The organism is Desulfobulbus alkaliphilus (assembly GCF_016918545.1).
GTDB classification, from domain to species: Bacteria; Desulfobacterota; Desulfobulbia; order Desulfobulbales; family Desulfobulbaceae; genus Desulfobulbus; species Desulfobulbus alkaliphilus.
In genome coordinates, this window is the sequence record NZ_JAFFQC010000003.1 from 136,758 (window position 1) to 158,713 (window position 21,956).

The window sequence follows — 21,956 nt, forward strand, 5'->3', positions numbered from 1 at the left end:
TGATATTGATAAAAAAAGAAAACGCCTCTTATATTATTGAGTTACTTCAGCCATAAGCAGCTTGGGATCCCAAATCTGCTCCGCCAAAAGGCAATACAGGGATTGTCTGGCGTCCAGATCTTCCTTCTTGAACTTCGCATGGGAGCAAAAAGGTAACCCGGTTTTTTCTACAAACCGGCAAAAACCAGGATCGCGCTCATAAGCTGCTTCATTAAGACTTTGCGCAAGCAGATTCTGTTTCAGGTAGTGGTCTCGCTTTTCCTCGTACGGGAGATCGCCATAACTTGCATTGAATTGCTTGGGCAGAAGCAGGAGGCCGCCAATCCGGTTCCGGTACTCCATGAAATCCTGATGATGGTCAAACTCGTCGGCGTGCCGTTCAGGATGATTTGCCCAAATATGCTCCACCTCATACCCATCTTTTCCGCCGCGTCGAATGTATTCGTGGTAGCGCGAAGGTCTGCCGGAACGGGTTTCTACATAATCGGTCATGCGGGCCAACAATCGATGTATCTGTTTGCCGTTCGTCCCATGGAGGCGAAATCTTTTGCCTTATTTTGATACCATCTCGCGCCAATATTGGTAAAAATCCTCCAACTCTTTGACCCGAAGCGCTTTGTCTTCAATTCTCCGCAACACCATGCCCAGATAGACTCGCCACCCGGCATCAGGGGGCTCGTGGTGCACCGAGATGTTCATGAAAACCACGTTGATGGCGTCCATCTTTCTGAAGCCGGGCCAATACTGTGAAAACTGCCGTTTTTCCTCTTCCAGGGCAAGGTGCCAGCCAAATTCATCAAGGATGAATTTCTCCTGAGTCATCAGTCGTTCATCATCGTCAATGAAATCTTTGTAGGATTCAACATACTCATCATACGTGTACCCTCCATCCGGCACCGTCACAACGGTAAGGTCACCGATGTCAGCAAAGTTGTCAGGAAATTCATAATTGGGATGGGAAGCGGCTTCATTGTCATACCATCCCCCTCGGTCGCCAATCCAGAATCCATTCAAGCGCCTGTAGCTATCCAGATTATCGGCAATTTTCTGCTGCTCAGGTGTGAATTCCGGCAAATTGTTCGGCAGGTAATCGGCCAACCAGGAAAAATAGTCATCATCCGGGATGTCGTACCAGATGTCGCCCTCGGCGGTTCGCGGAAAATCATTCATTCGATAATCTTTGGGAAAGACGTAGCCCTGGTCTGTCAAGGGTTCCGGCCAAGGCACTTTATGCCCACCGGCTATTGTCCGCATCAGTATTCTATCTGCAAGCATGGATGTTCCTTCTGACGCCGAACATACGTTGGCCGTTGCCTGCTTTTTTCATTCTCAATGACATATCACAATACCCTGTGTTTTTGCTGATGCCGATACAGACCTCGGTCATCAGGTGGAGCAACCGTTCGTCCATGAATTTCTTCTCCCCAAAGTTAATCATCGCCAGTATTCCCATGGTCATCTTCCATGGGAAAATCTGGTCCCCAGTCATTTTCGCTGGTGTTGACAAATATTAGGAGCCTGGCTGAAGCGTAAACCAGTATCGGGTTTTGCGATGGCTGCAGCGGTTTCGAATTGAAGAAAAGAAAGATAGGCAACCGGTCAAGTGATGAAAACGGTCTGGGCAAAATCCGTCTGGTGGCTTATAAAAAAACTCTTACATCGCGCAAACAAAGAAGAAAAAATATCTTCAGACACTTGGCTTGTCTTTTCGTCGGTGATCGAAAGCAGGAATTGCCGTCCACTGAGTAGAAGCACTCCAACCGCCTTGCCCAAGAAATTCGCCGATACACTTATGAGCGCACGAATGCCAACAGCGGAACATAATCGTACCGGTCGGCGGCACGCAAGGCGTCGATATACTGCTGCCGGCAGTTCCCGGCATTGATGAGGTTACCACTTCCCCAGGAAAAACGAGGCTGTTTGAGCAGATGCACCAGCAGGATATCGGTCATCAGCCGGGCATGGCGGCCATTGCCGTTGGCAAAGGGATGGATGGCCGTCAGCCGGTGATGAAAGCGTACCGCAATTTCGTCGGGCGGATAGACTGCATGCACTATCCAGGCGGCGCAGTCATCGCAGAGGGTACGCAATTCCGTGGCTATCTGCCAGGCCGGCAGACCGATATTCTTGCCGGTTTTCCGATACGAGCCCGCCCATTGCCAGACGTTGCCAAACATCCGTTTGTGCAGCCGTCTGGCAAAACCATCAGTGAGGATGTCCGGATGAGCACGGCGGAAGGCCCAGACCTCTGCCTCGGCAATATTGTCCTGTTCCCAGCGATCCAGCTCGGCCCGTGTCGTGATATGGGAAAGCCGCAGGTCTTCCACTTCATCAGGGTCAAGCGGGGTTGCGCCCTCCGGGCTGTCCCATTTCATGGTTGCAGATCCCAAAGATCCCGGGGCGTCTCACGCACCAGTTCCTCGACAATGGTATCCAGAGAGTCCTGCTGTTCCTCGGATGAGAGGGTCTGGGCCTCAAGCAACATGGTGTGGGAAACCCTTTGCAACCGCTGGGCAGCCACCAGCCTGGCTTGTGCACGCACCGTTTCCTCCAGCGAGGAGCGGGGGACAAGGGCATAGACAAAAACACAGTCAAGGGCCTGGGCCACCTGCTGCATGGTTTTCAGCGTCGGCGCACCGGATGGTTCGCCCTGTTCCAGCTTAAAGACACGGGGCTGGGATACCTGGAGTCGTCTGGCCAGCTGCTTGCCGGACATGCCCAAAGCCTCGCGCACTGCCCGTATCCACCCTTTTGCCGGGGGGAGCACCTTCTTGACCTCGCCGAACTTTGCCAAGGTTGCATCAAGCTGCCGACGGGCAATCTGCTTGTGTTGCGGCTTCATAAAATAACCTTTTCATTATTCTTTATTGATAAACCAAAAATATATTTGTTATATAATCACAAATAAAAAATAATATCAAAGTTATTCCAATCTGAAAACTAACCCTTACAACGCACCGAACTTCAAACGAAATCCACGCAGAAATTCATTGCTCCTCTCCCTGGACCAACTGCTCAAACAGGTAAATCCGCCATGGGTGGCGGTTGCTGGGTGCGGTCCTGATCCGCACCGTGCGGACATTGCCGTCGGTCTGCAGATACTGGAACACGATCTCCCATGCCGGATCATACGCCTTGATCATCCCGGCCGTGGCCGCATCCGGTTTACCGGAAACATAGACCCCATAACCCAAGTCCACCTTGTCATGCAGGATGTCCTCTTCATGGCCCTGGCGTTCCAGAGTGACCACGCCCCGGCCGGCTTCCTTGTACTGGGTAAAGGCAAACAAGGCAATCTGCTCCCGGCAGGCACCAAGGAGGATGTCAAAATCATCTTCCGCGAAACGGCCAAGGGGTTCAGTCATCGGCATTGTCAGCCTCCTCATTTTCTTCGATGAGTGGATAGTTCGCACCCCAGTCATCGGCGCTGATGTCGGCAAAAGCCATGGTGAGAGCAGCCAGTAATTGTTCATTGGGTGGCGTTTTCTTGATGCTTCTCCGCAAAGCACGCCGGAAATTGCTCGTCATTTCCAGGTGTGCGGGAGAGGTTGACAAGCACTGCAGGAAAGTCAGCACAATCATGTCTTCGGTAGCTTCGGGAGCACTGTTTGCGGCTATTTCCTCAACTGCATCAAAAATTCGGTCGGGAAGTTGGCAATAGACAAGATCTTTATACTCTCTGATTTAGTCCACGACCAATGGCCATACGGGCCAATACACTGGGTTGGCTGGTTGCGGCGTGATTCTCCCGATGGTGGCTGGACCGGGAGTTGCCACCGTGGCCACAAGGGCTTCCTCCATCTCGGTGCCGCCCATGTCAGCCTCGATGGTGCGCAATACACGCCGCACCCTGGTGATATGTTCACTGGTCGCGGGAACCTGCCTGTCAAAGAGCTGCCTGTGGGTGGTGCCGAACAGGATGATATTGAACCAATCGTCGGCACGCAGTTGGGAGAGGATATCGCTGACCGCCTGCCGGGCCTGACTGATGGAGTCGCCGGCCATGGAGCCTGAACAATCCACCACGATCTTGATGCTTTTGGGCGGCAGGTTTTGCGGTGATGGCAGTTGCGGGATAAACGAGGCCAGGGCAACCCAGCCATCCTCAAGGTCCTGGTCGATGTGCAGGGTATCCGGCGGGGCCTGGGGCAAACGGAGGATAAGTGCAGGTATAAAGGTTCCCGACAAAGACATGGAACAACTCGCGCTCATTCGTGATGAGTTTCACGGCGAGTGGAACTACATGATTGCTCCTAAACAAAACCCATAGTGTTCAAGTTATTTTTACTAGACTCCTAAGAAACTGCGACGGATCTCTTCGCAGTTCGGATGCAAGTGCTCCCCCCTTGCTGCGCAGCTCCTGGTCCAGCTTCATTGCGCGCAAGAAGCCTTGATGATGTTCCTTACGGCTTTGATCGAGATCGCCTTTCAGGCTGTTCAGACTCAAAGCGCACAGCTGTTGCGTATATCCCTGCGGAGCCAGTTCTTCCTGCTCTACAACCACTGCGGCGATGTAGCTGGCCAGCCCTTCGAAAATCCAACCATTGTTTCGTTCGGTACTGCGGATCTGGAATCCCAGCCAATGATGTGCCCATTCATGCGCCAAAAGCCAGAGATTTTGGGGTGCCATAAGTGAAATGCCCCTGACCGGCAAAGCAACAAGGGCCGCTGCCGGCAAGGCATAGCCCGCGCCGGGTCGGTTAGGTGAAAGTTCTGCCGCGGGAAAGAAAAAAAAGGAGTACTCGGAAAAGGTTGGCGGACCGAGGTGCCTGATCAGCCCGGAACATATTCGGCGCAAAGCCTCGCCTAGAGCGTCGAAAGACCACGGCGCACCGGGCTCACAAAGGCAATGGACCATGCACTCGTCCAGAGAGTAGCTGCGCTTGTCCGTACGCCCGAGGGCAAGGTAGCCCTCCTGCATGGCGTCTCGATCCATGGCAGGCATCATCGCCGCATGCCCCCGACAAGAGAGTGCATAATCCGCGTCGCCGGCAACGACGAACAATACGACCGAAGTGTTGATGAACAGCGATCCGTTTTGTGCGAAGCCGTGCAGCATTGAGGCCGGCCCCTGCCATTCGGGTAGAATCACGCGATAGGTCAGTCTGAAACACTCCCTGCCGGGGACCAGAATTCTATCGGCAACAACCACCCCGTAGCCGTCCTGAAAGGAAACATCCTCCAGCCTGGGCACGGCAACGTCTCCGGAGGTCTGCAGAGGCGCACGGTCCAATATCGTGGGAATGCTCGAAGGACGGACATGGGCACACACCCTTACGGCGGCATCGCCTTCCGGGTAAACCTCGTACAAAACTTGCGCGCTCATGCCCACCGCCTCGATCATGTTCCGGAACTGGCGTAGTTTCTCAAACCAACGTGAAAAACCACGCTGGCGAGGACAAGCGAACATAGGCCCAACAGCGGCAGGGGCCACCAAGCGAGGTTGATCAGGGCTCCGTCCTCCTGTATCTCCAAAAAAGCCCGTGCCGGATAGTAGGTCGCCAATCCCAGCGGGATGAATAACGTCAGGAATACCTGAAGCGGCGTGGGGTAGATGGAGAGCGGGTACTGTACCAGATAGTTCATACTGAGCATGGGCCCGACCAGCGAGTTGCGTCTGCGAAACCAGAAACCAAGGGTCAGAAAGGCGACATATACGGCACAGTAGACCATCGCTCCGGATAAAGCCAGCACTGCGACGAGCAAGACGAGCGCCGTGGTCCAAACCGTTCCGCTCAGCTGCGCACCTATCAGCATAACCACGATCCCCTTGATGACCACGGCGCCCTGATTGAGATCCATGTTGCGCAGCATAAGGTTGAAGAGAATGCAAAGCGGCTGGACCAAGAGTTTGTCCAGCCCTCCATGAATGATGTAGGTTTGTTCGAAACCGACAAAAATCCGGAAGAGAAAGATCGCGCTGAGACCGAAAGCCACGTCACCAAACCCCAAAAGAAAAATAATTCGGCCGAAATCCCATCCGTTGATCACCCTTCCGCCGGCTAGAAATGCCCCGACAAAGGACAAGGACAACACCGTGTAAATGATCTGACTGGTCAGGCCGACAAAAAAATTGGTCCTGTAGAGGAGCATGGTTTTCATGTGGACACCCATAAAACGAAGAACCAAGAGGAGCGTGCGCATGATGGACATAAAATAATCGTGTCAGCTGCCGTAGATCACATGCCGCCGCAAGGCGGCTCGAAAAACGGTCCGGTTGCACAGGGCGAGCCCCAGGGTCCATAGCATACCGACGGTGAGCCCGGCCAGCATGTTCCATATCTCCGCTGGATGAAGAAAAACTTGGATCGGTTTGAAGTACAGGTATTGAAAAGGCAGGAGTTCCAGAATACGAAAGAGCGGTTCGGGGAAAAGATTCAGAGGGACGATGAGCCCGGAAATCAGGCGGATGGTCATATCCACCGTCCATGAAATTTGGTGGTTCATGGTCAAAAAAAATGCCGTCAGTCCGAGCAGCATTTGCAGTTCGAAAGCCATCCGGAAGGCCACCAGGGCATAAAGGATAAACCATCCCACGTCCCCGGAGCGCAGAGAAATATCTTCTCCAAAGAGCGTAGTCAGCATCAGGATCGCAGGCAGGGCGTAAAAGCAGAAGCGCAGGCATCCGCGTCCGACGAATCCCGCAAAAAGATAGTGCAGAAAATCCACGGGCCGCACCAGATGGGAGACCACCCCTCCGCTCTGGACAAGAGCCGCCACGTTGCCGTCCAAACGCTGGTCCACGATCATCCGGAGCACCCAGCCCAGGGAAAAGTAGGTAATCAATGTGGACAGGCCATACCCTTGAACGCTGCCACCGGAACCGAACAGCGCCGCCACAAAGAAAAAGTATCCCAGGAAGGCGAAAGGATAAGATATGAACTCGATGAAGATGTCCGCCGGATAGCAGACGGCTTGCCGAATGGCCACGCGTGCCGCCTGGACATACGCTTCCAGGCCGGCCCATCTCGCCAAGGGCAAAAAACGTCCCCGGCTAGGAAAAGACATGCAGGATGACCTCCTTGAGGGTGGGCTTTTCCATGGAGAACTCTCTGAGCCCGCTTTCATCGCGCAATCTCTGGGCCAGTTCGAGCAGGCGGGCAAAGTCCACGTCGTCGGACGCGAGGACGGTGGAGAGTTCCAGGGACTCCCGACGTGTTGCTATCCGCTGCAACATCTTCGGCATGGCCCCGGCAATCAGTTCCAGGGCCATGGCCAGATTCTGCTCATGGGTGAATTGGAAGCGCAGTTTGCGGTAGTTGCCGTACGTGTCCACAGCCTTGTTTACCGTGCCGTCAAAAATCACCCGCCCTTTGTCCAGCAAGACGACATTGGAGCACAACTCCTCAATGACGGTCAAGTCGTGACTCGTGACGACGATGGTCGTTGCGTACAGCGAATTGACCTTGCGCAAAGCGGCGATCAAACTTTTCACGGAAAGGACGTCGAGTCCGATTGTGGGTTCATCCAAGAAAAGTATCTTCGGTTGTTGCAGCAGCACTTGGGCCACGTCGGCGCGCATGGTTTGCCCCAGGCTCAGCGTTCTGGCCGGCTGCCGAAGTATCTCGTCCAGGTTGAAGAGCGCCCGGAGTTCATCGAGACGACAGAGGAAATCCCGACGGGGGATGCCGAAAACGGCCCTGTGCAGTTCAAACGAATCCTGCACGGAAAGATCCCACAGCAGGTTGGTGCGTTGGCCGAAAACCACCCCGATGTTGCGCACGTACCTCATGCGATGGTTGAAGGGATCAAGGCCCATGACGTCGAGATCGCCGGCGTCGCGGCGAAGAACCCCCACCAGCATTTTAATCAACGTGGATTTGCCGGCTCCATTTGGTCCCACGAGTGCGGCAAGGCAGCCTTCGTCCAGGGAAAAGTCGATATCGTCAACAGCCACCCGCTGTTCATAGTCCGGGAAAAAAATAGACTTCACGGCGTTCCATGCCCCGGGGTGCTGGCGTTTGATGCGATATATCTTGCGCAGGTTTTTCGCGTTGATGATCGGTGTCATGGCGGCGGCTCACGTCCGCTTGCGGGCCATGACGATGACCTGGCTGCGGGTTCGCTCCGGCGCCAGACGTTCGGACAAGCGGGTGACTGTTGCGAAAAGCAACCGGGAACGCAGCAGGGTCAGGGCGATGGAGCGCATAGCGGGTGCCAGGATCCTGTCCAAAATGAAGCGCGAGGGCAGCAGGACATTGTCCCAGAAGGGGGAATAAACCACATGTCCGGCCTTAGTGACGTGCGGGTAGAAGATCTTGACGTGCCGCAGGTAATTGAGTTCGTCGAGCAGGCGAATGAGCGGAAGCTCAAGTTTATAATACGCGATACGGTGAATTCGTTGTATCTCCAGCATTTCGAAATGGGGCTCGAGAAGCGCCGCCAGACGCTCTTCGGCATGGGATGGCGCTTGAAAAATGTTCGTGCTGATCAGCAGTCCTCCTTGCGGACGCAGGACGTCCGCAATCTTCTCCACGAACTGTCGCCGTGCGCCTTCCTCGAAATAATAGAGCATTTCCAGCGCACAGAGGCAAGTGGCTGATCCAGACTCCAAAGGAAGCTTCAGGAAATCTCCCAACAAAACATCGACGTTCGGCTTGGAGGCATTACGTTCTTTGCAGATCGACACCCGCCGGAGATCCCGCTCCACAGCGATTACCCGTTGCGCCTTGTCCGAAAGCAGACCGGCAAAGTGTCCGGTCCCTGCCCCCACATCATAGACCAGTTCCAACAGCGGAAAATGCCGTGAAAGCAGATCCAGGCAGCGTCGGTAGCGGTCCTTCTGGGATGCGCGGGAGGCGACATACCACTGTTCGTTGGCGCTGCGCTTCAGGTTGGCGTCGAGAATCCGGTCGGACATCATGCCGCGACGTCCTTGATCGCCTGATGGACGGCTGGGACAAGGCGTCCGCGAACCACGTAAGATCGTCCTTCCCGGGCCGTTTTCACCACCCGCTCGAAGAGCAAGGGCGAGATCTTGTTCGGAGTCTGGCACGCTTCCACGAAACGGCGTACAGTTTCAGTTGGCCCAAGTCGGGACAACGTTCCCGAGCCCGCGGCTTCCAAAAACATGAAGACAAATTGCTGCTGGTCGTAGCGGGCCACTTTCGGCGGCGGTTGCGGCAAGCAGTAGGCCCGGCCGTCGAAGTCCTCCAAAACGCTTGGCAGCCGGATCAAGCCGGACCTGCTGCGCAATGCGCTGCCCGGCTTGAGCAGGACTGCCCGGGGCAGTGCGAGTGGATTGGGACCCTGAAAAAACGTGACGTCTTCAGCGCCGTAGCCGCACCCGAGCAGCAACAGTTCCAGGCAAAGGGAACTCTTGCCCGAACCTCCGTCGCCGGCCAGAATCAGGATCGCATTGCCCGTGCTGACCCACGCAGCGTGCAGGGCCGCGCAGTCGGAATCCCGCAGGACGGTCCGCTTGATCATCTCATGGTCCACCACCCAGACGGCCGAAGTCGATGAGCCAGCGTAAAGCGTTTCCCGATCCGAACCGTTCGAGTCCGGATAGGAGCACCAGGCCACGACCTCGTTTCGACCCTGAAAAAATATCCCGTATTCGCTGAGTAAAGGCCCTTTCGGCCTGCCGACACAACGACATAGGGAGAAGACGGAGGAAAAATGGTCCCGCGCGGCAGGCACATCCGTGTACAGCCGAACATGTCCTTCGGCGACCCTGATCGAGAGACTGGTTGCAAAGGAGTTATGCATGCAGCAGATCGTTCTCCGCGAAAAGCTCCAGCATCGTGTCCACATCCTCCGCGGCCTGCTCCGTGGAAAGAGCGAAATATCTGGCGTATTCGGTCACCACATCATCACGATGCGTGGGCTTCAGGCACAGTTGAAAAATGACCTTGGCCGTGGTGTTCAACTCATGGACCCGACCGTTGTCCCGGTCCAGAACAAAGAGGAGCCCCTCGTTTTCAGTGAGCAACACGTTGGATTTCAGGTGGATTGTAGTTTTCATTGGTCTGCCTGGAATGCGGATTGGGTTTCCAGAGATTGACGTAGGGGGGAGCGACCAATCTTGCGATGCGTCGCATGCCGCGGGCGGCATGACGCAACCGATCAACATCGTGGGGCGTAAAGAAGCCGATGTTCTTGTTCACTAACTGGACAGCCCCGAGCGCCCTGCCAAGCAGTCCGGGAATGGGTGCGGCCAGCAGCGAAGACGTGGCATATCCGGAAAAATTGTCCCGCACACGGCACAGGGCGTCGGGGTCGTAGGGAGCATGGTTGGAAATCACCGGTGTACGCAAGGCAATGCATTTGCCCACAATGCCTTCGCCGCTTTTGACTGCAAGGGTCATATTCGTCAACCCTTCGGCATAGATGCTGACGAAGTCGCCGCGTTTTTCCCGCAGATAAATCGATACCCTGTCGCAGTCGAAGTCGCGGCGCAACGCATCGCCCAGCGCCGTAAGGCCGGCATCGGTTCCGACCGAGGTGGAAACAAGGCTGGCGTATCTGTGTTCAAGGATGGACATAGCTCAATCGATCCGCTGGAGTACAGCCGTCAGCTTACGACTGTCCCCGGAAAAAGGGATCGTCTCGTCGCATTCGCCATACAATTCGACGGGTTCGAACCCGGTCTCCCGGACCAATGCGAGAAAGTCCTCGAAAAAAATCCGCTGCATCCTGGACACCGTGATTTGACGCTCAATTCTTGCATCGGGATGCCGACGCTCGTACAGAAAGTGAAGTTCCTTGGTCGTCTCGTCGATGATGACGCTGGTGGAACTCACGACCATGATTCCTCCATCCGGCAGTGCAGTGCGTGAAATTTCGAAATGCCGGCCAGGAGGAAAGAGCCGGAGGTTGTTCTCTTCCGGCAACAATTCGATGATGAAAAGCCCTTCCGGTTTGAGCAGATTCCGGACTACTCGAAAAAAGGTTCGCTGCTGTCCGGAGTGAAAGATGACGTTTTGAAAAACATAGAACAGATTCAGTACCGCATCAAAGGTTCCATCGGCCACGAATGCTTCCATGTCGCGCATGTCGATGGGCAAGACGTTTACCTCGACGTTGCATTGCTTCGCCTTCGCTTTCGTCAGGGCCAACATCTCCGGATTGATGTCGGCTCCCGTGCATTGAAGCCCCGTTTGGGCCAATTCCACCAAGTGCGACCCGGTGCCGCAGGCAATGTCAAGCACACGGCAACCGCAGCCGAATTTGCGGACCATGGAGTGGATGAAGCGAGCTTCACGTCCATAGTTCTTGAAAGGGCCGTAGCTGCCATCGTACTCTCGAGCGTATTGAACCGCGAAGGCGGAGCGGTCTGTTCCATCACGCGCACCGGGCATGTCAGCGGCACTCCTCGGATTTGCGGCAGGCAGGCGAAGGCGAGTTCAGGTCAACGCAACCCGCCTTGTGGAGACGCATCAACTGTTCGGTGACATCCATTCGAGCCAAGCGATGGGAAATTCCCCAGCGCTCACTCAAAATCGCTGACATGGACTCCACGGAAGTGCTGCCGTCACAAAGATCGAAAAGCAGACGAGCAGTGGAATTGATGAAATAGACGCCTCCGTTGCCCGGCCTGAGGCAATATCCGCCCTGTGTCTCCTCCACGCTTATGGGCCCGGATTTGGGTTTTTCGTCACCCAGGAGGTACTCCCATCCAAACAGTTTTTTGAGCACGTGCGGGGCCTTGCACTCCAGCGAAAAGAAGAGCCAGATCGACAAACGAATCGCCTGCCGAAAAATGAAGCAGTTCTCCCGGGCCGGAGCGTAGAAATCCGCATTGATGTGATAGTTGTCGGCGACACAGCCGCCGGCGCAGATGGTCCGCGCGAAACACCCAGAGCATTCGGATCGAGTCAGAACATTGTGCTCCCACATTTCGCGCGCGTAGCCGTCGTCGTAGCCTGTGGCGACATCGCCCATACGGCAGCGCTGTACTCCCAGAAGCTTGTAACAGGGGTAAACGTCGCCATTGGAGGCAATGGTTATATAGTCTATCCCGCTGTTGCAGGCGCGATAGCGCGGCAGGCGTTTGGCCAGCACACGCATGTAGTTGACAAAAGGATTCAGGACGAAAATATCGCCAGCCATAAGGAAATCGTGATAATCTCGGGCCAGCGTCACCAACTCCGAACGTAATTTGTCAGCGTGTTTCAGGGTCACCGCATACTGGCCATCCGTGGGGACCAAGCCCCGATCCATGCGAATTTTCGACACGTTGCGGCTGCGAAAAAAACGCACGGTCTCGGCCAAATCCAGATTTTGGCGGAAAAAGGTTACATTTATGCCGATTTCCGCCTGGGGAAGGGCCTCTCGCAAGGCAAGGTAATTGGTAAAGGCCTGATCGAAAACGCTTTCAGCGTTGTTTTTAAAACATCTGAGTTGATCATGACTCTTTTTGTCTCCGTCAAGGCTGATCAAAAAGGAAAAATTGTGCCTTTTGAAGAACGAAAACATCGAAGGCCGTAACAGCGTGGCATTGGTGATCAACTGAAAAGAGAACCTGGCGGGATGACGATCTTCGGCATATTCAACGAGGGCGCGCAGCAACGCAAATTCCAGCAACGGCTCCCCTCCGAAGAAAGTGAGGCTGACATGTTCGAAATTCCTGGAAGCAAGGAGGTCGATCGCTTGTTTGCCCGTGGCCTCATCCATGGCCTTGTTGCCCAGGATATAGTGCTCACGCAGCCCGCTCAGCCCCATGATGCAGTAGACGCACGCCAAGTTGCAGTCGTGGGTCAGGTTGAAGAGCACCGAGCCTAGTTGGGTTGGTGCAAAATCCTGATCCGTGGTTTCCAGATCGGGAACTCGCAGAAAACCCAGATCAGCAAGTTCGGAGGGTTGGACTCCACAGGGGCCTGAAACGGGGAAAGCCTGTCCGGTGGCTGGATTGAGTATGAAGTCGTCGCCCAGGACAGTGAACCGGTAACCTTGGTCCGAGGAAATTTCCGCTGTATTGGTTCGGTTGCTGGTCGAGGCCAAGATGACTCTCTTTGGTTTGAAAAAAAGGAGACAATTACAACATGGCTCCCGCCATGTGGGGGGCGGGATACGGAATCATGAAGACTGCCTTTCGATGGGGAAAAAGTTTCGCGACGCGGGTCATGCACACCATCCCGCGGAAAATGTCTGAACCGCCCTTTCAGGGCTCGCCGACAAGGTGCAACGCCCCGCGACGCGACTCGTGTTGGAAGAATGATCCGCAACGTACCTTGAAGTGTCGATCCAGAAGAGGACGCCCAATTCCGTTTTCACTGCAAAAAGCCAAATCAAGCAGGCTCAGAAGTTACGGATCGCAACCAGCGGGTTTCTCCATGACTTACGAGCCTGTGCTCACTCTGTCCTCTGTTGGTTTGGGCCTCGGCTCACCGGGACCATAGAACGCGCAGGGCTGGTCTATGTCTCGTATCTCTTTTGGGGTGACGATGGTCTTCATGGTGGGCCTGACATAATTCTTTTTGTCTTCCTTCATTGCTTTACCCTCCTTAGTGGTGTTTTAAAAATGTGTAATTAAATATAACCCATGCCAAATTTGAATGTCAAATTTTTTGCTTTCCATCCGGAAACTATTTTATTTTTGCATCTTGAAACTGACAGTTTTCAATTCGGAAACGAGCATTTTTTCATGGCTCAATATGCGTTTCGGACTGCTGACCTGTCTGCCGACAGGCAGGTTGCCAGGGAACGTCAATTATGCCTTTGGTTTTATGCCCCAAGGGGGCATAGTCCCCCAGCCCAGGATTGGACAGCCAAAGGCTGGTCTACCCTGGGTCAATTGAAAGAAAGAGAAACAACCCCACCCAAAGGGGTTGCGTCAGATACAGACTTGCACGGAGCTGGCTGGGTTTACATTTCGTGGACGCACCCCCCTTGGGGTTGAAGCAAATTTATGGCGTAGGAGGAAAAAAAACAGTCCGAAACGCATAATGAGCCTTTTTCTTTTGACTAAGGAAATCAACAAATTGTGAGAAGGACAACGCAAAAAGCCTAAGAGACTAATCATCTGCCTCGAAGGCTTCTTGCAAACTTTGGCCCTGCCGTAAACCCCTTGCCACCATCGGAACATTTAGCCATCATGTTCAAAGGTTAAAAAATCGCCGCCTGCGCTCGACAATGACACGATGAGCGGCGGCAGGCTCGGTCAGCCAAGCGCTGACGCCAAAACATAGCAAAGCCGCTGCTCGAGGCAAGCGATTTCCATTTTCTGTCACTATTCATTGACATTAATGATGGCAGGCGATTAAATATATTTTTTATGAAAACTGGATCAGCTGTACTTGAACGCCCTCATTTTTTCCTTGTGCAGCCGGACAGTGATGGATGTGCGCGGAATATGCCCCATTGGGTTTTCCGCTGGCAACTCCCAAAAGAACGGGCATTGCCTATCAACTTCCAGGAGGTGGATGGGAACGAACATTCTCTTGCTGATGGCATTGGGTGAGGTCCTCACGCACCGCATTATCCGTAACCAAAAGAGGTTTTTTATGAAATGGCGAAAATTCTTGCTGGCGATGACAATTCTTTTGATCTCCTTTTTATTGTCCCCGGTTCAGTCGTTTGCTGAAACATGGGTGCTCGAATCCTCGACAGCAGGTGAATGCCCGAACTGTGAGATCGAGGTCATCAATGTAACCCCGGATATCATCCAGGTCACGGGCAACAACGGATGGGTTGGTTTCGCAGCGTACGACGCAACGGAAGGCAAATTCATCGGGGCGTCGCAGGCGAAAGAAGGGATGGGGGGCGAATACGAGCAGGTCTTGTTTACCATGGAGGTGACCGTCGAAAAAGAAAATCTGACGATCCATGCATCGTCCCCTAGTGGTAACATTTATTCGACCTACACGAAAAAATAGGTGTTTTAAGATCCATTCAGTTTCCCGAGACGCTGCTTTTTATCCGGATGATCTCCATGCCGTGATTCTGGATCATATCCCGGATGATGACGGGACAAGGGCGAATGGTCGATCGATTAGTGCTTCTCGGTTCGATGTCTACTCATCTCGCGGGGGAGTTGCGACGTGTCTGGTTTTCACCCCGCATCTCCCCCGCTACCCTAATAAACGTCGGCTGGCCCAATTTTTTCAAACTGATTTCATTCACTTGAGAGTCCAAAGTTCTCCAGTCTGTTCATGAAGGTGTCACCGCCGACCAACTTTTGACCCACCCCGCGCCGATTAGCTGACCCACCTTCGGTGGTTGTAGTGCTGCAACCTTTTCCTTCTCAAACACCCTCATCCCTTATCTGAAGGGTATTTGAGAAGGAAAAGGTTTTCATTAAATAGCCTCCCAGGCACAAAGTGGGTGGGTCCGAAAAAACACCCCAGGTGGGTCAGTTTTTAATCGGTAATGACAGATGTAGGAGCGGGCCATGCCCGCGATCTTGATAATACCCTTCACCAGCCGCCCTTCGGGGCGTCCGTTCGCACGCCATCTTCATTGCCCGTACCTTTCGATAAAGTGTCCATTCATCAAACGATCACAGACAATACAGCTGATGCATGGACGAACGCGCACGGATCCAGGCCGACCATCATGACAAAAGCCGTTTCTGTCGTCTCTTACAACGGCCAGATCCAGAGAAGCATCGGCAGCGTGATGCAGATAATCAGCACATCCATGGGCAGACCCATTCGCCAATAATCGCTGAAACGAAAGCCACCGGGACCAAGAATGAGGGTATTGTTCTGGTGGCCGATGGGAGTAAGAAAGGCACAGGATGCACCAATGGCCACAGCCATGAGAAAAGAGTCCGGATTGACCTGCAGCTGAGCGGCGGTGCTCAGGGCAATGGGACACATCACCGCAGCGGTGGCCGCGTTGTTCATGAAATCGGTCATGAGCATGGTCGCGACCAGGATGACTGCGAGACCAAGCACGGCATGGCCTTGAGCCACGGTATCAAGCAGAAAGCCGGCGATGAGATCGGCGGCGCCGGTGGACGCCATGGCACCGGCAACCGGCAACATGGCCCCAAGCAGGACGATAACCGGCCAGTCCACCGCCTGATAGACCGAGCGGAGGGAGACAATCCGCAGGGCCATCAGGGCCAGGACTTCGGTGGCAAAAGAGACAGCCACCGGCACCAGGCTCAGCGCTGCGGCGGCAACTGCAACGACCATAATCAAGGTGGCTTTCAAGGCCTCCCCTGCTTTGGGAACACGGATGTCCCGCGTGGCCAGGGGGACGCAACCGAATTCGGTGGCGAAACCGGACAGGGCCTCGATCGAACCCTGCATAAGCAGTACATCACCGGCCTCAATGGGGGTGGAGCGCAATCGTTTAATACTCCTGTGGCCTCGACGGGAAATAGCCAGCAGGTTGATACCAAAGCGGGTCCGTAATGCCATATCCCGGGCAGAACGTCCGATGAGGATCGCACTGGGCAGAGCCACCATTTCCTGGACCAGAATCTCACTGGATACAGGCTTTTCTTCCTTTTTATCTTCATTATCCGCTGGTTGTTCTTCTTCCCCCTGCTGTTCTCCCTTGTCATGCTGATCAATCTCTTCGGATGATCCTTTCTCGGCCTCGTCCTCTTCCTTATTTGTACCCTGTTCAGGAGGCACGTCTTCCTCCAGGCTCAGCCCCATTCCGGAGAGGACCGTGGCCAGAGATTTTGGTTCAGCCTGGATGATGAGAATATCACCGTCAAGGATAAGGCGCCCCGGATATGGAGCGGACAGGCGAACACCATTGCGGACCAGAGCCACAACCAGGGCTTCTCCCTCGTCCAGCATTTGTTCCACTTCCCGCAGCGTTTTACCCTCGGCTTTACTGTCCCTGGTGATACGCACTTCCGTGGTGTACACAGCAGTGTCAAAATCATCAGTATCGCTTTGTTTGCGCACCGGCACCAGATGCCAGCCAACCAGAACGATGAACACCAACCCGACCAGGGTGACGGTGAGCCCCACCGGAGTAAAATCGAACATGGCAAAATTGCCCATGCCAACCTCGGCCCTGAACCCGGAAACAATCAGATTGGGCGGGGTCCCGATCAGGGTCGTGGTTCCACCAAGAATGGAGCCAAAGGCCAGCGGCATCAAGACCTTTCCCGGGGTCAACCCTTGTTTGGCAGCCACCTTGACAGCCACCGGCATCAACAGAGCCATAGCGCCGACATTGTTCATAAAAGCAGACAAAAGCGCCCCAAGTCCGGTCAGGGCGGCAATACTCAGGGTTGGTCCCGCCGAAGCAGGAAGCACCCGTCGGGCCAGCTCATCCACCGCCCCGGTGGTCTGGAGGCCGTGGCTGAGAACAAGCACACAGACAACAGTGATTACAGCCGGATGGCCGAATCCATGGAACGCATCACCACCGGGAATCAGCCCGGCAAAGACACAGGCCAGCAAGGCGCCGACGGCTACCATGTCGTGCCGCCATTTGCCCCAGATGAACATGCCCATGGCTGCCACAAGAAGAGCGATGACAATAAACTGATCCTGGGTCATACCGTACCCTCCATAACGGGTGCAACGGATTCAGTTCAGGGCAGTAAGGCAACTTGGCAACAGCCTGAATCCGTGACGGCTGGACGATTGCCTTGGGTATATCTTACTGTAATCAGATTATAAATGCAGAGGATTCCTTGATAACAACCTTTATTAGCCGCCCTTTGGGGGTCGTCCGCACATCTTCTTCATTGCCCGTAACCGTCCGATAAAGTCTCTTTTAATCGAATGGTCCCAGACAATAAAGCTGACGCACGGACGAACGCTCACGGATCCAGGCATCAAGCAACCGGAAGAGCAATAAAGATCAGAAAGGGCCCGGGAACCGGGTTTCGAGATCAGGAAGAAAGTGTTCGCCCACCCGGCCATAGACTTTCGACCAGGAGTTGGAGGCGCATCTCGTTGATCCCGTCAAGAACAGCCTTGTCGTCGGCCGCCGGGGAGAGAGCAGCCAGCACCTTGGCAAGATTTTCCTCGCCGGCCGTTTCCTTGTCTTCCAGAATCGCCTCCACTACAAAAGCCAGGGAGGTGAGGGTTCGATAGCTCTCATCGATTTGACGGAAACGTTCCGGATGAAATTCCGGGGGATAGCGCCGAACCATGCGCTGATACGCCTTGTCAATGTCTTCCCTGGTGGCGTTGGTCTCCAGATTAAGGGCCCGCAGGGCTTGTTCTCGTGTCACCATGGCACAACCTTTTACTTTTTCCGCCCGCGGGATTGCTTTCGACGGCTACCGCGAGGGCCGACAATGAGGCGCAGTTGCCAGTCAAGTTCATCACGCAACCCTGTGTATTGTGTCTCGCCGGCCGCAATTCGATTGGAAAGCACGTTCATGGTCTTGATCAGCAAAGAAGCATAGTCGGGGAGGTTCTCCATCAGTGGATAGATCTCGTTGACGATCGTCTCGATAGACTTCTGGGGAAGGGTGCGGAAATCAACAACACGCTCTTTGAGAAAGGCAAGAATCGCCCGGGAATAATGCAATTCATGCGAAAGAGCAGCCAAAGCCCCAGCCGGGCTTAAATCAAAAATGTAATCGATCAGTTCGTCTGCTTCCTCATCACACTCAAGAAGTTCATCAACGGCGGCAATAAACAGGGTACATCCTTCTTCAGGATCCCAGATCTCCGTAAACCATTGCCGCAGCAGCTCTTCGTTGACTCGCCCTTGGGGAAAAACCGTGAGGAATCGTTCCAGCGCGCGCAGCGGTTCACCGACCTGAGCCGCAAGTTGCAACAACTCTCTGATCAGATCGGGAGGGAAGCGCATCATGTCCGTATACGAATCCCGCGTTCGCCCCGGTTTTTTTTCGGGGAAGGGTAGAAAACTGAAAAAAAGAACCCCGGACATAACTTCCTTGTAGATACTCTCCCCCACCAGGCGGGTCAAGGCATCGTTCCCTTCTATCCGCTCGAAAAGGACCTGGAGGAATGCCGGTGATTGCGCGGCCGGTCTTTTATGCATCCGCAGACACCAATGGATATCATCAAGCCCGGGTGCAGGCCCTTCCCGCAACGCCTTGATCGCGGCCGAGGTCAACCGTTTATTCCGCCTCTCCTGTGCGGCAAAGAAGGCGAGCATGGCAAGCCGGATGCCCATACATTCGCTTTCAGCGGCCTGCGACAAAACATCAATGATGGCTTGGGAGACTCTTCTTTTCCTGAAGATCCTGCTCACATCTTCAGCGACTATCGGATCGATGACGGCAACAAGAGCCCGCCCCTCGCGGGGGGAAAGGGCCGGCAAACGGCGGCCAATTTCCTTGAGCACCTGCCTGTGACAGCGGAGCAGCAGGCTTTCCACCCCATCGTCATCCTCATCCTGGTCGAAAAAAAAGTCAGGCGCAAGGGGGTCGTCGCTTTCACCCCAGGATGGCGTATCATGCCAAGCCTTGCGCAGGTCGCGGAGCACAACCAGCTTCCCCTCGAAAGAGGCTGCGGAAAAATCCGCCTCCATTTGCTTCTGATCGAACCCGGAGCCACCTCTGTCGCCTTTGTTTATAAGCTGGCCCCGCAGTTCCGGAGTGAGCAGATCGCCACATCCTTCGAAAAAGACCCCTCTGACCGCGCCTATCAGTTCCCTCACCTGATGAGGTGTTGGAGCATAGCTGCACTGTCGCAGATGGAGCACGACCTGGCAGACAAAGGGCAACAGCACCAGTCGACCCAGCTCCCGGGGGAAATACGACATGGTCATCAGGGCCTCTTGATTGGCCCCTTCAAGGTTGTCAAGCAATGACCGGGATAAGGGTTTTCGCAGGTTGGCCTTGTGATTGAGTTTTCTGAATTCCGCCATGTTCTCGCCCAAGTGGAGAAATACCCTGCTCATTGACGCTTCGGCAAGATGGCCAGCGAGTTCGTGGTAGTGTTTCCGAGTGATATTGGCGGGATCCCTTGCTATTCGCTGGAGCATGGCCTCTATCCCCTGCCAGCTTCGAGGGGGCAGCAAGACTGAGCTAAGGCTTCGCTGAGCAACCTTATAGGTACCACTTAACCCGGTCAGGGTCTTAATCGTTTCGCCGGCATCATTATCTCCTTCCACAAACCCTTTGAGTGCCTGGAGAAAATGCAGCTCCGGTGTATCGGGCAGCAGCTGTATTTGGTCCACACTGGTCCGGAATTCATGGAAGGACTGCCGGGTTCGCAGGGTGCGCCGCTGTACTTCCAGCCAGGCCTGATCAATCTTCCGCTTCAGTTCGGGCGTGACAGGTTGAGCCTGCACCGCCACCAACCATTCCATGAAACGGCCGGCTCGCCAGAGTTTGTCCTGCTCTTTTTTCGCTCGTCGCTGTTTTGCCTTACTCAAGGTTCTCCCATTGCTCCTCAATGGTATCCATCAATTCCACTAGACGATCTTCCAGATCATCCACCAGATCCTCGTCTTCGCCAGCGACAACGACCATCTCGTATCGGCTGACCAGATTCTTAAGCTCCTTCTGGTACTCGGGGGTGAGACGACTGTCCTCAAGGAGCTGCCGGGCCTTTTGTGAGATATAGTTGACCGGCTTATCGCTCAGCGTCATTTCATCCTGTTCCTCTCCGCCAGTCCCGGCCTCCTTGTGCTTGGGGTTTTTCAGATCAACCGCCACGGTTTTGATATTTTCATAACCCTTCTGGTTGACGGTGACCTGGATAATCCCCTGCAAATCATAGGAAAATTCAACGGTAATCGGAGTATGCACCGGTGCCGGTCGCAAGTCGAACATAAACGAATCCACCAGGGTATTCTCCCTGCAGGAGGGACTCTCTCCCTGGTAGACTTCTACTTCCACCTTGCTCTGCTGTGGCATCGAGGTGTAATACACTTCCGAGCGAGTCACGGGAATACGCGTGTTCCGGCGGATGATGGTGGAAAAATAATCCGGCTCCCCGGTCTCGGGGTCAATTTCGTCGATGGTTCGCGTGCCCAGCGAGTGGGCGGCAACGTCGATGAGAATATGCCTCAGGGGCTCACCGGCAATGATTCCGGCCTGGACCGCCGCTCCCAGGGCAACACACAGATCCGGATCCACGGAATGCTCCATGGGCTGGTCAAAGAGTTGGGCAAGCATATCCTGTACCGCCGGCATGCGGGTCGAACCGCCCACCAGGACGATCCGATCGATGTCCTCGAAAATGACTTTCGCTTCCTCCATGGCCTCCATGACTTTACGTCGGGTTTTTTCAACCAGATCATCGGTCATCTCTTCGAAATCGGTCCGGGCCACCTCCAGGCTCAGGTTGACCGGCTCGTTGTTGACAACCGCCACTGCAACCTCGTTGACCACCGCGTACGGTTGGGAGGAAAGTTCGATCTTGGTTCGTTCGGCAATATCCCTGAGCCGGACCTGCAGGGAAAAATCATGACTCAGGTCAGTCCCGCACTGTTGCTTGATCTGGTGGAGAAAATGGTTTTTGAGCCGTTCGTCAAAGTCGTCTCCCCCCAGAGCGGAATCGCCGCAAGAGGCCAGGACTTCCTTGATATCACCCTTGAGCTGAACAATGGACACATCAAAGGTCCCCCCGCCCAGGTCATAGACCAGGATGCATTCTTCGCGTCCTTCCGCGGTCGCTTCCGGGCTTTCATAAACGAATGCCGCCGCTGTTGGCTCGTTGATGATACGGAGAACCTCGAGGCCGGCCAGTTCGCCCGCGCGGATGGTCGCCCGGCGTTGGGCATCATCAAAATAGGCGGGGACAGTGATGACCACCTTGCGCACGGTCTGCCCGAGGACCTTCGAAGCCTCGGAGGTGAGATGTTTGAGAAGGATGGCGGAAATGTCCTCGGGGAGATAGGTAATTCCGCCCACTTCTATGGAAGTCTCCTTGCCCATAAGCCGCTTGACTGATTTAACGGTATGAGCAGGAAAAGCGACATATCGGTTAAGTGCCTGTGCACCGACAAAAATCTGATCGTTCTCGGGGTCGAAACTGACCACAGAGGGGACAATGGCCTGGCCTTCCTCGATGGTTATGGGGACAGGAACCCCTCCCTGCAGTCGGGAGATGACTGAGTTGGTGGTACCGAGATCGATGCCGCAATAGATTTCCTTCATATTT

General features: G+C 54.6%; 22 protein-coding genes. 1 reads left to right on the top strand and 21 read right to left on the bottom strand.

Annotation, left to right across the window (positions count from 1 at the left end; genetic code table 11):
* Positions 1-33: 33 nt before the first annotated feature.
* The 17 genes from JWG43_RS02735 to JWG43_RS02820 all read right to left on the bottom strand — a co-directional run bounded on the left by JWG43_RS02735 (position 34) and on the right by JWG43_RS02820 (position 12,945).
* Entirely contained in the window at positions 34-504 is a 471-nt protein-coding gene (locus JWG43_RS02735; protein ID WP_205241275.1) for a GmrSD restriction endonuclease domain-containing protein, read from the bottom strand.
* A gap of 48 nt (positions 505-552) precedes the next feature.
* Positions 553-1,275, bottom strand: coding sequence for a hypothetical protein (locus JWG43_RS02740; protein WP_205241276.1), 723 nt, complete (start codon positions 1,273-1,275; stop codon positions 553-555).
* A 515-nt stretch (positions 1,276-1,790) separates the two neighbouring features.
* Positions 1,791-2,375: a mobile mystery protein B gene (locus JWG43_RS02745; RefSeq protein ID WP_205241277.1), complete on the bottom strand. Its 585-nt coding sequence runs from the start codon at positions 2,373-2,375 to the stop codon at positions 1,791-1,793.
* Positions 2,372-2,842 (bottom strand): mobile mystery protein A, encoded by a 471-nt coding sequence (locus JWG43_RS02750; RefSeq protein WP_205241278.1) that lies wholly within the window; start codon positions 2,840-2,842, stop codon positions 2,372-2,374. The genes JWG43_RS02745 and JWG43_RS02750 overlap by 4 nt, the downstream gene beginning before the upstream one ends.
* A 145-nt stretch (positions 2,843-2,987) precedes the next feature.
* Complete coding sequence (locus JWG43_RS02755) at positions 2,988-3,371, bottom strand: hypothetical protein (protein ID WP_205241279.1); 384 nt, start codon at positions 3,369-3,371, stop codon at positions 2,988-2,990.
* On the bottom strand, positions 3,358-3,528 hold the full coding sequence (locus JWG43_RS02760) for a hypothetical protein (RefSeq protein WP_205241280.1): 171 nt from the start codon (positions 3,526-3,528) through the stop codon (positions 3,358-3,360). The genes JWG43_RS02755 and JWG43_RS02760 overlap by 14 nt, the downstream gene beginning before the upstream one ends.
* Positions 3,529-3,684: 156 nt before the next feature.
* The gene (locus JWG43_RS19865) at positions 3,685-4,212 is read right to left on the bottom strand and encodes a vWA domain-containing protein (protein WP_338033220.1); all 528 of its coding nucleotides are present in this window, start codon (positions 4,210-4,212) and stop codon (positions 3,685-3,687) included.
* A gap of 61 nt (positions 4,213-4,273) precedes the next feature.
* On the bottom strand, positions 4,274-5,326 hold the full coding sequence (locus tag JWG43_RS02775; RefSeq protein ID WP_205241282.1) for a hypothetical protein: 1,053 nt from the start codon (positions 5,324-5,326) through the stop codon (positions 4,274-4,276).
* Positions 5,327-5,340: 14 nt separating this feature from the next.
* Complete coding sequence (locus JWG43_RS02780) at positions 5,341-6,153, bottom strand: ABC transporter permease (protein ID WP_205241283.1); 813 nt, start codon at positions 6,151-6,153, stop codon at positions 5,341-5,343.
* A 12-nt stretch (positions 6,154-6,165) separates the two neighbouring features.
* Complete coding sequence (locus JWG43_RS02785; protein WP_205241284.1) at positions 6,166-7,008, bottom strand: ABC transporter permease; 843 nt, start codon at positions 7,006-7,008, stop codon at positions 6,166-6,168.
* Positions 6,995-8,011 (bottom strand): ABC transporter ATP-binding protein, encoded by a 1,017-nt coding sequence (locus JWG43_RS02790; protein ID WP_205241285.1) that lies wholly within the window; start codon positions 8,009-8,011, stop codon positions 6,995-6,997. The genes JWG43_RS02785 and JWG43_RS02790 overlap by 14 nt, the downstream gene beginning before the upstream one ends.
* Before the next feature lie 9 nt (positions 8,012-8,020).
* Positions 8,021-8,863 (bottom strand): class I SAM-dependent methyltransferase, encoded by an 843-nt coding sequence (locus JWG43_RS02795; RefSeq protein WP_205241286.1) that lies wholly within the window; start codon positions 8,861-8,863, stop codon positions 8,021-8,023.
* Entirely contained in the window at positions 8,860-9,711 is an 852-nt protein-coding gene (locus tag JWG43_RS02800) for a hypothetical protein (RefSeq protein WP_205241287.1), read from the bottom strand. Before JWG43_RS02800 ends, JWG43_RS02795 begins: the two co-directional genes overlap by 4 nt.
* Positions 9,704-9,967 carry a PqqD family protein gene (locus JWG43_RS02805; protein ID WP_205241288.1) on the bottom strand — a complete coding sequence of 88 codons (264 nt, stop codon included), beginning with the start codon at positions 9,965-9,967 and terminating at the stop codon, positions 9,704-9,706. The genes JWG43_RS02800 and JWG43_RS02805 overlap by 8 nt, the downstream gene beginning before the upstream one ends.
* Positions 9,924-10,487: a GAF domain-containing protein gene (locus JWG43_RS02810; RefSeq protein ID WP_205241289.1), complete on the bottom strand. Its 564-nt coding sequence runs from the start codon at positions 10,485-10,487 to the stop codon at positions 9,924-9,926. Before JWG43_RS02810 ends, JWG43_RS02805 begins: the two co-directional genes overlap by 44 nt.
* Positions 10,488-10,490: 3 nt before the next feature.
* A complete protein-coding gene (locus JWG43_RS02815; protein ID WP_205241290.1) occupies positions 10,491-11,303 on the bottom strand; it encodes a class I SAM-dependent methyltransferase in 813 nt (270 codons plus the stop codon).
* Position 11,304: 1 nt separating this feature from the next.
* Complete coding sequence (locus JWG43_RS02820; protein ID WP_205241291.1) at positions 11,305-12,945, bottom strand: PqqD family peptide modification chaperone; 1,641 nt, start codon at positions 12,943-12,945, stop codon at positions 11,305-11,307.
* A 1,421-nt stretch (positions 12,946-14,366) separates the two neighbouring features.
* On the opposite strand from JWG43_RS02820, the gene JWG43_RS02825 reads away from it, so the two are divergent.
* Complete coding sequence (locus tag JWG43_RS02825) at positions 14,367-14,819, top strand: hypothetical protein (protein WP_205241292.1); 453 nt, start codon at positions 14,367-14,369, stop codon at positions 14,817-14,819.
* Between the two features lie 705 nt (positions 14,820-15,524).
* Here JWG43_RS02825 and JWG43_RS02830 read toward each other — a convergent pair.
* The 4 genes from JWG43_RS02830 to JWG43_RS02845 all read right to left on the bottom strand — a co-directional run bounded on the left by JWG43_RS02830 (position 15,525) and on the right by JWG43_RS02845 (position 21,952).
* Positions 15,525-17,417 carry an SLC13 family permease gene (locus JWG43_RS02830; protein WP_205241293.1) on the bottom strand — a complete coding sequence of 631 codons (1,893 nt, stop codon included), beginning with the start codon at positions 17,415-17,417 and terminating at the stop codon, positions 15,525-15,527.
* Positions 17,418-17,755: 338 nt separating this feature from the next.
* Positions 17,756-18,103 carry a hypothetical protein gene (locus JWG43_RS02835; protein ID WP_205241294.1) on the bottom strand — a complete coding sequence of 116 codons (348 nt, stop codon included), beginning with the start codon at positions 18,101-18,103 and terminating at the stop codon, positions 17,756-17,758.
* Between the two features lie 11 nt (positions 18,104-18,114).
* The gene (locus JWG43_RS02840; RefSeq protein WP_205241295.1) at positions 18,115-20,223 is read right to left on the bottom strand and encodes a hypothetical protein; all 2,109 of its coding nucleotides are present in this window, start codon (positions 20,221-20,223) and stop codon (positions 18,115-18,117) included.
* Positions 20,216-21,952, bottom strand: coding sequence for an Hsp70 family protein (locus JWG43_RS02845; RefSeq protein ID WP_205241296.1), 1,737 nt, complete (start codon positions 21,950-21,952; stop codon positions 20,216-20,218). Before JWG43_RS02845 ends, JWG43_RS02840 begins: the two co-directional genes overlap by 8 nt.
* Positions 21,953-21,956 lie beyond the last annotated feature (4 nt).

Coding starts and splice junctions, on each gene's coding strand:
- JWG43_RS02835 (WP_205241294.1), bottom strand. CDS start 18,103: ATGGTGACACGAGAACAAGCCCTGCGGGCCCTTAATCTGGAGACCAAC.
- JWG43_RS19865 (WP_338033220.1), bottom strand. CDS start 4,212: ATGAGCGCGAGTTGTTCCATGTCTTTGTCGGGAACCTTTATACCTGCA.
- JWG43_RS02795 (WP_205241286.1), bottom strand. CDS start 8,863: ATGATGTCCGACCGGATTCTCGACGCCAACCTGAAGCGCAGCGCCAAC.
- JWG43_RS02805 (WP_205241288.1), bottom strand. CDS start 9,967: ATGAAAACTACAATCCACCTGAAATCCAACGTGTTGCTCACTGAAAAC.
- JWG43_RS02825 (WP_205241292.1), top strand. CDS start 14,367: ATGGGAACGAACATTCTCTTGCTGATGGCATTGGGTGAGGTCCTCACG.
- JWG43_RS02830 (WP_205241293.1), bottom strand. CDS start 17,417: ATGACCCAGGATCAGTTTATTGTCATCGCTCTTCTTGTGGCAGCCATG.
- JWG43_RS02760 (WP_205241280.1), bottom strand. CDS start 3,528: ATGACGAGCAATTTCCGGCGTGCTTTGCGGAGAAGCATCAAGAAAACG.
- JWG43_RS02800 (WP_205241287.1), bottom strand. CDS start 9,711: ATGCATAACTCCTTTGCAACCAGTCTCTCGATCAGGGTCGCCGAAGGA.
- JWG43_RS02780 (WP_205241283.1), bottom strand. CDS start 6,153: ATGTCCATCATGCGCACGCTCCTCTTGGTTCTTCGTTTTATGGGTGTC.
- JWG43_RS02845 (WP_205241296.1), bottom strand. CDS start 21,952: ATGAAGGAAATCTATTGCGGCATCGATCTCGGTACCACCAACTCAGTC.
- JWG43_RS02745 (WP_205241277.1), bottom strand. CDS start 2,375: ATGAAATGGGACAGCCCGGAGGGCGCAACCCCGCTTGACCCTGATGAA.
- JWG43_RS02790 (WP_205241285.1), bottom strand. CDS start 8,011: ATGACACCGATCATCAACGCGAAAAACCTGCGCAAGATATATCGCATC.
- JWG43_RS02740 (WP_205241276.1), bottom strand. CDS start 1,275: ATGCTTGCAGATAGAATACTGATGCGGACAATAGCCGGTGGGCATAAA.
- JWG43_RS02775 (WP_205241282.1), bottom strand. CDS start 5,326: ATGAGCGCGCAAGTTTTGTACGAGGTTTACCCGGAAGGCGATGCCGCC.
- JWG43_RS02785 (WP_205241284.1), bottom strand. CDS start 7,008: ATGTCTTTTCCTAGCCGGGGACGTTTTTTGCCCTTGGCGAGATGGGCC.
- JWG43_RS02750 (WP_205241278.1), bottom strand. CDS start 2,842: ATGAAGCCGCAACACAAGCAGATTGCCCGTCGGCAGCTTGATGCAACC.
- JWG43_RS02755 (WP_205241279.1), bottom strand. CDS start 3,371: ATGCCGATGACTGAACCCCTTGGCCGTTTCGCGGAAGATGATTTTGAC.
- JWG43_RS02815 (WP_205241290.1), bottom strand. CDS start 11,303: ATGCCCGGTGCGCGTGATGGAACAGACCGCTCCGCCTTCGCGGTTCAA.
- JWG43_RS02810 (WP_205241289.1), bottom strand. CDS start 10,487: ATGTCCATCCTTGAACACAGATACGCCAGCCTTGTTTCCACCTCGGTC.